The organism is uncultured Ruminococcus sp. (genome assembly GCF_937915125.1).
Lineage (GTDB): Bacteria > Bacillota > Clostridia > Oscillospirales > Ruminococcaceae > Ruminococcus_C.
Map to the genome: position 1 here is coordinate 1 of NZ_CALDMP010000083.1, position 10588 is coordinate 10588.

At 52.1% G+C, this 10588-nt stretch carries 6 protein-coding genes and 3 tRNA genes; 1 reads left to right on the forward strand and 8 read right to left on the reverse strand.

What is annotated here, in order from left to right; genetic code table 11:
• Window positions 1-106: 106 nt before the first annotated feature.
• From Q0418_RS08455 to Q0418_RS08475, 5 genes are all read right to left on the reverse strand, one after another.
• Window positions 107-182 (reverse strand) — tRNA-Phe (locus tag Q0418_RS08455).
• A gap of 22 nt (window positions 183-204) precedes the next feature.
• A tRNA-Asp gene (locus tag Q0418_RS08460) sits at window positions 205-281 on the reverse strand.
• 3 nt (window positions 282-284) lie between these two features.
• Window positions 285-360: transfer RNA gene (locus Q0418_RS08465), tRNA-Val, on the reverse strand.
• Window positions 361-531: 171 nt separating this feature from the next.
• The gene (recG, locus tag Q0418_RS08470; RefSeq protein ID WP_367276254.1) at window positions 532-2664 is read right to left on the reverse strand and encodes an ATP-dependent DNA helicase RecG; all 2133 of its coding nucleotides are present in this window, start codon (window positions 2662-2664) and stop codon (window positions 532-534) included.
• 107 nt (window positions 2665-2771) lie between these two features.
• Window positions 2772-4235 (reverse strand): ABC transporter substrate-binding protein, encoded by a 1464-nt coding sequence (locus Q0418_RS08475; RefSeq protein WP_298483703.1) that lies wholly within the window; start codon window positions 4233-4235, stop codon window positions 2772-2774.
• Between the two features lie 205 nt (window positions 4236-4440).
• Between Q0418_RS08475 and rnhA the strand changes: the two genes are divergently transcribed.
• Complete coding sequence (rnhA, locus tag Q0418_RS08480) at window positions 4441-4878, forward strand: ribonuclease HI (RefSeq protein WP_295214059.1); 438 nt, start codon at window positions 4441-4443, stop codon at window positions 4876-4878.
• Window positions 4879-5033: 155 nt separating this feature from the next.
• On the opposite strand, the gene Q0418_RS08485 is transcribed toward rnhA, so the two are convergent.
• The 3 genes from Q0418_RS08485 to pth form a co-directional block, all read right to left on the reverse strand.
• Window positions 5034-5927 (reverse strand): hypothetical protein, encoded by an 894-nt coding sequence (locus Q0418_RS08485; RefSeq protein WP_298483704.1) that lies wholly within the window; start codon window positions 5925-5927, stop codon window positions 5034-5036.
• 163 nt (window positions 5928-6090) lie between these two features.
• Window positions 6091-9549 carry a transcription-repair coupling factor gene (gene mfd / locus Q0418_RS08490; protein ID WP_298483705.1) on the reverse strand — a complete coding sequence of 1153 codons (3459 nt, stop codon included), beginning with the start codon at window positions 9547-9549 and terminating at the stop codon, window positions 6091-6093.
• A 106-nt stretch (window positions 9550-9655) separates the two neighbouring features.
• The gene (gene pth / locus Q0418_RS08495; RefSeq protein WP_317336787.1) at window positions 9656-10276 is read right to left on the reverse strand and encodes an aminoacyl-tRNA hydrolase; all 621 of its coding nucleotides are present in this window, start codon (window positions 10274-10276) and stop codon (window positions 9656-9658) included.
• Window positions 10277-10588: the final 312 nt, after the last annotated feature.

Sequence of the window (10588 nt, forward strand, 5' to 3'; positions counted from 1 at the left end):
CTCGCTACCTCCACCTTGGCAAGGTGGCGCTCTACCAGATGAGCTAAATCCGCATCCGGAACATGTTGCAGTAAACTGTTACTACAGCAAACCGATACATATTCCATGGTGCCTCCGATCGGAATCGAACCAATGACACGGGGATTTTCAGTCCCCTGCTCTACCGACTGAGCTACAGAGGCATCACAGCATAAGTATGCTGCATGGCGACCCGGATGAGGTTCGAACTCACGACCTCCGCCGTGACAGGGCGGCGTTCTAACCAGCTGAACTACCGGGCCATGTGGTGGAAACTATAGGGCTCGAACCTATGACCCTCTGCTTGTAAGGCAGATGCTCTCCCAGCTGAGCTAAGCTTCCACATTGCTGTCTTTCCGGTTTGTTTTGTGTTCCTCACCGGCGACTATTACAGTATACCACAACGCAAGGGGTTTGTCAAGCATTTTTTTCAAAAAAATCGAAAAAAAGCGAGTTTTGTGAAAACTGTATTATTTCAACAGCATGTTATGTTATATTTCAACAAAATACAGGTTAATTTCTCCCGTTCTCGCCGCTGCGATTGAACAGACGCAGCACTTCCAGCCGCAGTGCCCCATGTTCCGGCTTCGACAGATCCGGATCCTCCTGCAGCAGTGCCTGGGCAGTTTCTTGTACCTCATGGAGCAGTTGAGTGTCATGTGACAGGTCAGCGATCTGTAACGGCGGCAGACCGTGCTGGCGTTCTCCGAAAAAGTCTCCGGGGCCCCTCAGCTGCAAATCCGCTTCGGCGATCTGAAAGCCGTCATTGGTACGACTCATGATCTGCATCCGGGTCCGGCACTCCTCCGTCACGTGATCTGTCATGAGAATGCAATAGCTTTGCGCACTGCCCCGTCCCACTCGTCCCCGGAGCTGGTGCAGCTGGGACAGTCCGAACCGCTCGGCATTTTCTATCAGCAAAATGGTGGCGTTTGGCACATCCACGCCTACTTCAATCACCGTGGTGCTCACCAGCAGATCCAGCTGATGAGCACGGAACGCCTCCATGACCTGATCTTTTTCTGCAGCTTTCATTCTGCCGTGGAGCAGTCCCACCCGATAATCCGCAAAGGCACCGTTCTGTATGGACTCCGCATAGCTGGAAACCGCCTGCAATTCGCTTTCGTCCTTGTCGTCGATCATGGGACAGACAATATAGCCCTGATGTCCCTGTTGCAGCTGTTCCCGGATAAAATTGTATGCCCGTGTGCGGAGCTTTCCGGTGACGGCAAAAGTCTTGATTGGCAGCCGTCCGTTGGGCAGTTCCTTCAGCACGGAGATATCCAGATCGCCATAAATCATCAATGCCAGGGTACGTGGAATGGGCGTTGCGGACATGACAAGCTTATGGGGACAGCCGCCTTTGTCGGCAAACAGGGTGCGCTGGGCTACGCCGAAGCGATGCTGTTCATCGGTAATGACCAGCGCCAGCTTCTGGAACTGCACTTCCTTTTGAAAAATCGCATGAGTACCTGCCACCAGCTGCACAGACCCATCCGCCAGTCCGTCATAGACGGCACGCTTTTCCTTAGCACGGAGAGAGCCAGTGAGCAATCCCACTGTAATACCCAAAGGCTCCAGAAACTGTTTCAGGGTATGATAATGCTGTACCGCCAGAATTTCCGTAGGCGCCATGAGTGCGCACTGCATCCCGTTCCGGACGGTGAAATAACATGCCGCCGCTGCAACTGCCGTCTTACCGCTGCCCACATCTCCCTGGAGCAGACGATTCATAGGCGCAGCTCCGCAGAGATCCCTTGTGATCTCCTGGACAGCGGTTTTTTGCCCCTGAGTCATCTGGAAGGGCAGAGCATCATAGAAGGGCTGCAAATCCGTTCTGACAGCCATGGGATATGCCGACTTGGTGCGATTATCTGCACGGCGCATGAGCATCCCCAGCTGCAATTGGAGCAGTTCATCAAAGGCAAGGCGGCGCCGTGCTGTTTCCATAAGCGCCGGGCTAGCTGGAAAATGGACTTGTTCCAGGGCTTGCGGCAAGGGCAGCAGTCCATGCTCCAGACGCATAGATTCCGGCATCCAGTCGAAGGGCTTTGCCTTGACAATTGCCATTGCCTGTTTCACGGCATTTACCAGTACCTGCGCAGAAATACCACTGGTCAAAGGGTAAGACGGATAGATCAGCTCCTTGGAATTATCCGGCAGTACATGGGGCGCAGAGATTTCCCGGCGCAGGAGATTCCCCTGTATCTTTCCGGACATGCGATACCACTCGCCCAGACGCAGCGCCTGAAAGCCATAGGGGTTATTATAGATCACAATGGTCACATCGGAGACGCCGTCTGTGGCAACAGCCTTGAAAATGGTCATGCCCTTGCGGATATACTGGGGCGGAAATTTCCGGGCGATCTGCACACGAATCACGCACTCCTCGCCGGGCTGTGTCGCCGCAACTGCCACCGGGTGGCTGTAATCCAGATAGCTGCGGGGAATGTGATAGAGCAAATCATAGGGGGTCTGGATTCCCAGCCGTGCCATGGCTTCTGCACGCTTAGCACCAATGCCCTTGAGCTGAGAAATCGGCTGAAACAGTTCGTCCATAGGCGTCTCCTTTCGAAAAATGGTTTCTTTCATTATAGCACAGATTTCAGTGGAACGCAAATTGTTTGAGTGCGGATTCTTGCACATCAATTTTCCTTACGTACCCAACCCTTACACCAAATTTGCCACTATATAAGCAAAAAGGTCTCCCCTGTTATCCAGGAAAGACCTTTCACATACGAAAAAAATTTTACTTAGCCATTATAGCCGCTGATTACCTCGTCAATTACCGCAGACCATTCGTCACGCAGTACTGCCCAGGAATCCTTATCGCCGTTCAGCAGTGCAGTGGTCAGGTTGTTCATGACACCTCTTGTTTCATAGGTGTACTCGCCGTCACCATACATTCTGCTGCCCATGCCATAGCCGAAGTCAAATACCGGTGTGATATTCTTCGGATCCTTATAATCCTGAAGTGCATCATACTGTTCCTCAGTCACATACTTTTTCAGTTTGCCTTGCGCATTCATTTCCGGAATGATTGCTTTTTCCTTTGCGGCATCCTGATAGTCATCGATCATGGCAGCCAGACGCTCACACTTGATGTATGCTGCAACAGCATCACCCTTGTCCGAACCCTTTACCAGCATTTTTGCTGCGAAGTTGCAGTTCAGATAATATTCATCGGAGCCAGGCTGTTTCGGGAACGGCACGATCATAAGGTCATTGTCCTCAACAAATCCGTCATCATTGATTTCCGGATCCGGCTCATGCCGTACATTGGACTCACCCAGCGCCCAGTCTGCCATGCCGAAGAAGAGCGTAGAGCCATCATCCGGCAGATAGCCGTACCAGGTAGGATCATACATGCCAAGATTCATAATCTCTTCCATCACACCCTCGGCTTCTTCAATCGCCGGGCTGCTGATGTTGTTTGCAAACTTATCGCCGTCATAGGTGACAAACGTTTCACCGGTAGACTGTACCATTGCCTGACCAAACCAGCCGTTGATGCCATATCGTGTCTCACCATCGCCTGCATTGGAAACGAAGGTTTTCATCATATCCATGAAGGAATCCCAGTCCCAGTCACCGTCTTTGTACAGCTCATAGGGATCATCCAGACCATTTTCTTCGCACATGGAACGGCTGTAGGTGATGAGCAGCGGATCAGACAGGCAGTAGGGTACCACATAGTGCTTGCCCTTATATTCAAACATATCAATGACATCGGACATATCTGTCCAGATTTCATTGTCAAGATCCAGATAATCATCCAGAGGCTGATACTGATCCTTTGTTACACCGTTAGGCACAGCATCCCACTCATACGGGAACATATCCACCGGATCACCGCCCAGGATCCGGCTCGCCAGTGTATCGAACTTTGTATCTGATGTACAGGAAACGTATTCCACACTTGCGCCGTACTTGTCCTGAAACAGCGTCAATGCAACGCTTCTGTCCTGATTGTTCTTCGGATTCAGGTCATAGTCAGCCAGCCAGTAAATCTTCTGACCCTTAATATCCGGGTCGTTGGCAACCATTTCATCGACCAGACCAATGTCTACCTCTACATCGTCCTTTTCCTTGTACGCAGATTCATCCGCAGAGGATTCCGAAGCGGAATCTCCGGAGCCGGAACTGCCGCAGGCAGCCAGAGTCCCCATCATGGTCAGTGCCATAAGCGCAGCGAGAATACGTGTTAATTTCTTCATATCTTCAAAAAACTCCTTTCCGAATTCGAGTCGCAAAATAATCCGTAAAACCGGATTTGACATTTGTATTATATCATAAAAAACATGCCAGGTCAAGGGATGGACTGCATGCAATTTGCATAAAATTCGGCGTATTTTTTTGGGAGTTGCCATTTGCAGCGTTTTATAGTATAATAATACCATCACACAATGCAGGAGGACAGGTATGAAAACAGTAGAGATTTTTACGGACGGTGCATGCAGCGGCAATCCCGGTCCCGGCGGATGGGGTGCCATACTGCGCTACGGCAGTGCGGAAAAGGAGCTTTCCGGGGGTGAACATTCCACCACCAACAACCGCATGGAGCTTTCCGGGGTGATCGCAGCACTCTCTGCCCTGAAAGAGCCGTGCAAGGTCATTCTGACCACGGACAGCAAATATGTGGTGGACAGCGTCACAAAGGGCTGGGTCTATGGCTGGCAGAAACGGGGCTGGATCAAATCGGACAAGAAGCCGGCGCTGAACGTGGATCTCTGGGAACAGCTTCTGCCTCTTCTGGAACGGCATGATGTGACATTTCATTGGGTCAAGGGACACGCCGGGCATCCCGAAAATGAACGATGTGATGAGCTTGCGGTAATGGAGCGGGATAAGAACGCCTGATTTCCCAATCGCCGCCCCGTATCATTAGCCCTTAGTCATTTATTTTGCAACATAAAAAGCGAGAACCCCCTGCCGGATCAGGACAGGGGGGTTCTCTGTATTATAGGGGTAAAAATGAAAAAATGAGATTGTCAAAAATCAACACAGCAACAAGCTTACTTCTTTCTTCTTGTTACAGTGTATGCGCCAGCGCCCAGAGCTGCAGTTGCAATTGCACCCAGAACAACTGCGGCAATGCCGAAGTCACCTGTCTCAGAGGTCTTGGCATTATTGGAAGAACCGCTGTTGGAAGAGCCGCTGCTCTTGTTAGAGCTGCCGCTGCTGGAGTTATTGCCGGAATTGCCGCCATTGCCGACGGCCGCCGTAGTTGTAGTTTCGCTAGAAGGATTTCCTCCACCCGGAGTTGATGTTGTGGTTGTAGTTGTAGATTCTGGGTCTGTCTCAGCTGTGCCGCCGCCTGCGCCGATACCACTGACAGTAAAGTTTACAACAACTTTATCTCCGGCAGCCAAGCCGCCCGAAACATTTGGATCAATATCCGTCGTGTCCTGAACACCATTCGACCAAGTATTCAGAATATTTGCACGCATGGTGCTACCATCATCATTCAAATATAATGTATGCTCAGAAGGTCCGTTATACGCAATTGCAACTTCTTCGCCGCTACCCACACGAACCACTTTGATGGAATCAATCGTAATGTTTGCAGTGCACCCTTCCGGTACAGCATTCTGCGAGCTTGATGCCCCTTTGGGTGCAAACGCAAATGCGTTTATATCAGTAGAAAGCATTAAGAATTCAATTGTCTCTGAGCCCTTATCCGCCGGAATGGTTACAGATGTAGTATACGAGCCATCACCTGTAATGGTAGCCGTCTCGGTTTCCCATTCACCAGCTTTCCATTGTGCAGCACCACCGGCAGAAATACACAGATATGCAGTATAAGGCGGCTCATCTGCAGCACTTGCACCGATGCCCATAGTTGTGACAGATACAGAAGTAACAGCTGCTACAGCCAAAACTGCTGCCATTTTCTTCATCATCTTCATAGTAATCTCCTCCTGAAAAGCAGGCATATATACCCTGCACGATATTCATATGAATTATTATATCACAATCCGCCAGCCTTGTCTATGCACATTTTGCCTAAATCTTGCGGTGAATTCCTGTGAAATCGCTGAAAAGCGCACAAACCCATTCCGGCTTCTGCACTCATTTCCTTTTCCCCATCGTTTCATACAATATTTGCAGCACATCCCGCATGAGTTCCAGCGGCTTATCCTGCTCCAGCTTTACGCCCAGATAGGGCTTTCCCACACTGCCGAACTGCACCCGTCCCCGATATTTCGCCGACAGTGCCGTGATCATTTCCGGCGTGGGATGTTCCAGATAGAACAGCATATTGCCCGACCGCTGGGTGATCTCCGTGATGCCCAGCTGCGCCGCCGTATTGCGCAGACGGGAAACCGTAATCAGCCCCATGACTTCCTTTGGCGGTTCGCCGTAGCGGTCAATGAGTTCGTCCAACAGATCCATTTCATCCTCTGCCGTATGCACAGATGCGATCTTCCGGTACATATCCAGCCGCTGGCTGAGGCTTTCCATATAATTTTCGGGAATATGGGCGTCGATCTGGATATCCACAGTACACTCCGCTGTCTCCTGAATGGGTTCACCCTTTGCCTCTGCCACCGCTTCGCCCAACAGGCGCAGATACATATCATATCCCACAGATTCCATATGGCCGTGCTGTCTGCCGCCCAGAAGGCTGCCGGCACCACGAATCTCCAGGTCACGCAGGGCAATGTGAAAACCGCTGCCAAACTGGGTGAATTCCCGCATTGCCGCCAGACGGCGTGCGGATTCCTCCCGGAGTACCTTGTCACGCTTGAATGTGAAATAGGCATAGGCACGGCGATTCGACCGTCCCACACGTCCTCTCAGCTGGTACAGCTGGCTCAGTCCGAAGCAGTCTGCATTTTCGATGATCAGCGTATTTACATTGGGCACATCCACGCCCGTTTCAATAATGGTAGTGCATACCAGAATATCCGCCTCGTGCTCCACCAATTTCCGCCAGATCTCAGACATTTCCGCTTCACCCATGCGCCCGTGTGCCACCAGAATGCGAGCATCGGGCAGATATTTCTGGAGCTTCGACGCAGTGAATTCAATGGTATCCACCCGGTTGTGGATATAATACACCTGACCGCCCCGTTTCAATTCCCTTTGAATCGCCTGTATCAGCATCGGTTCGCTGTATTCCATGACGTAGGTCTGGACAGGATAGCGATCCTGGGGCGGCTGGGAGATGACGGACATATCCCGAATACCACTCATTGCCATATTCAGCGTCCGGGGAATGGGCGTTGCCGACAAAGTCAGCATATCCACACCAGCGAACATCTCCTTGAATTTCTCCTTGTGCGCCACGCCGAAGCGCTGCTCCTCGTCTACGATCGCCAATCCCAGCGCGTGGAATTCCACGTCTTTCTGTACAATGCGGTGAGTACCGATGACGATATCTGCCTTGCCGCTTTTCAGTTCCTTGAGGATCTCTTTCTGGCGTTTCTGGGGCACAAATCGAGACAGCATGACCACATTCACAGGGAAATGTTCAAACCGGCGGACTGCCGTCTGATAGTGCTGCATGGCAAGGACGGTGGTGGGCACCAGAATGGCACACTGTTTGCCGCTGAGGACACATTTCATAGCTGCACGAAGGGCAACCTCTGTCTTGCCGAAGCCTACGTCCCCGCAGAGCAAGCGATCCATAGGGCGTTCCCGTTCCATGTCCTGTTTCACTTCTTCAATGCAGGCAAGCTGATCCTCAGTTTCCACATAGGGAAAGCGTGCTTCGAAATCATGCTGTATCTCATCGTCGGGATAGAACGCAAAGCCCTTGGTCTTTTCCCGTTTTGCATACAGTGCCAGCAGTTCGTCCGCCATATCCTTGACGGCTCTGCGGACATTGTTCCGGGTCTTTTGCCATTCCGGAGAAGAAAGACGGCTCAGCTTTACCCCGGCATCCTCCCGGGGCCCGATATATTTGGACACTATATCCAGTTGGGTGACAGGCACATAGAGATTTTCTTTCCCGGCATACTGGATGGTAATATAATCCTTGGTGACACCCTCCAGTTCCAGCTTGCGGATGCCCAGAAAACGCCCAATGCCGTGGAGTGCGTGTACTACCAGATCGCCCGGGGTAATATCCGCCAGGGTGCGTATTTCTTCCCCACGATGTTTTTTCTTCCGGTTGGGTACGGCACGCATGGTACGTGCCTGGGTGATCAGTGCGGTCTTGATTTCCGGGTAGGCAAATCCCCCGGAAAGGCTGCCGGTACGCAAATAGACCGTCCCGGCTTTCCAGGTGCTGTCCGGCTTTGCCAGTTCGCACTGGATACCGCTTTCCCGGAGATCCTGCTGCAAAATGGGCAGGGTCTTTTCGCTGCCGGCATAGAGCATGGTACAGTAGCCCTGTTGGCTGTATTCCAGCAAATCCTCTGTCAGCTGCCGCAGTTCACCGCCCCAGGGTGCATTTTGCAGGGCTTCTACGCTGAGCAGCTTCTGGAATGCGACATGCTCACCGCCCTGGAGAAAATTGCTGAGATAAATCTGGAACATACCATCCATCCGGGCGGCAACTTCCGCCGGATTCTGATAATAGCCCTCTAATCCACGGCAGAGGTTGCCCTCCTCCAGCAGGAGTTTGCAATCCTCCTGATACTGTGCCATGAGACCACGCTGGGTGTCCACAATAGCGCCGTATTCACTGAAAGTCACCATTTCCACGCCGTAATCAAACACCATGGGCGGTGTTTTCCAAAGCAGCGGCGCATATTTATCCAGATGCACCGGAATCATGCCGGCATCCAGGCTGTCTGCATCTGCATAGAGTTTTTCCCGGGCAATTTCTGCATATTTGCCACGCAGCGACTTGGCATGTCTGCGAATCTTTTCCACCAGTTCTGCCGGGTCACAGAGGGTCTCCCTTGCCGGAGGGATGAGAAGTTCCTCCACCGGGTCTGTACGCCGCTGGGTCTCCGGGTCGAACTGCACCAATGTATCAATGGTATCATCCCAGAATTCCACACGCACCGGCGCCTGCATCTGCACCGGAAACACGTCCAGAATATCGCCGCGCACGGCGAACTGTCCTGCACCGGAAACGCTTTCGCACCGGACATAGCCGCAGTCTGTGAGACGACGGATCAGTTCCCCCAGATCGGCAGTATCATCCCGATGCAGGAGTATGGTATGCTGTTCCAGCATTTCCGGGGAAAGTGTCGGCTGGAGCAATGCTTCTACGCTTGCGGCGACGACCCGGCACTGTCCCCGGCGCAGTGCCGTCAGTGCGGCGATCCGGGCGTGCTCATAGGCAGTGGTGATGCCTTCCACTGGTGTCAGCACCAGTTCCTTTGCCGGAAACATCCACGCCGCCGGTTCGTCCAGCATGGCGTTGATGTCATCGCAGAGCCGACGTGCCTCGGCTTCTTCGGCAGTCACTGCCAGAATAGGTGCCTGTTCTACGCAGAGTGCCGCCAGCAGATGTGCCTTGTGTATCTGCGAAACACCAGTGAAGGAAACCGGACTGGCACCGTCTTTCCGGGCTTGCAGCAGTCCCCGGTATGCCGCAAGCTTCTCAAATTCCGCCGCAAAAAACTGCATGGAATAACCTCCTTTGAATGCATAGTGCATAATGAAGAATGAAGAATGCATAATGATTGCATCGCCAAATCACAGTCCTCAGCAGATGTTCTCAGCAGATACAGAATTATGCATTGTATTGATTCATTGCCTGATTGATATCGCCCCGGACGATCAGGTTTGCCGCATCCGCAGCGTGTTCCAGTGCCGGCTGAAGTGCAGTCTGTTCCTCCTCGGTAAACTTGGAAAGCACCCAGTCTGCCAGGTCATACCGGGGATCGGGCTTTGCGCCTACGCCCACACGGATCCGGGGAAACTCCTCTGTGCCCAGCTGTGCAATAATACTTTTGATACCGTTATGTCCCCCGGCGCTGCCCTTTCTGCGAATACGCAGCTTGCCCGGCGCAAGGGAGATATCATCGTAAATGACCAGCACCTGCTCCGGTGGAATGTGATAGAAATCCGCCGCTACTGCAATGGCATCACCGCTGCGGTTCATGTAAGTTGCCGGCTTCATGAGCAGACAACGCACTTCGCCCACCATGGCTTCGGCACAATCCGCCTGGAATTTCATCTGGCTGAGTCGGACGCCGCAGTTCTGCGCCAGCTGTTCCATAGTCAGGAACCCGGCGTTGTGGCGTGTGTGCTCATATTCCAGGCCAGGATTCCCTAGACCGGCAATGATCCACGTCAGCTTGCCGTGAAGTCTGCCGTCAGAACCCGACTCGATCTGACGAAATAAGTCCATAATACCCATTTTTCTGTGAACCTGTTTCATGCGGCACCAGGTCTGACCCAATGCCGCATGAATTCCTTTCGTTATTTTAAATGATGTGAAAAAGAAATGAAATGTAGGGGCGGCTATCAGCCGCCCGCTGATAATCAATTAGGGCAATGCCGCACAAAGATTGTGCGGCAGATGCGCCGTCAGATTTTTCGTCAGATGAAACAAAAAGCGCAGTGAATACTCTATGTATTCACGAGCATTTTTGTGAAATATGACGGAAAATATGCAAGCATATGACGTGCAAAGCCGTCAGGCGCTCTTTGTGCGGTGTTG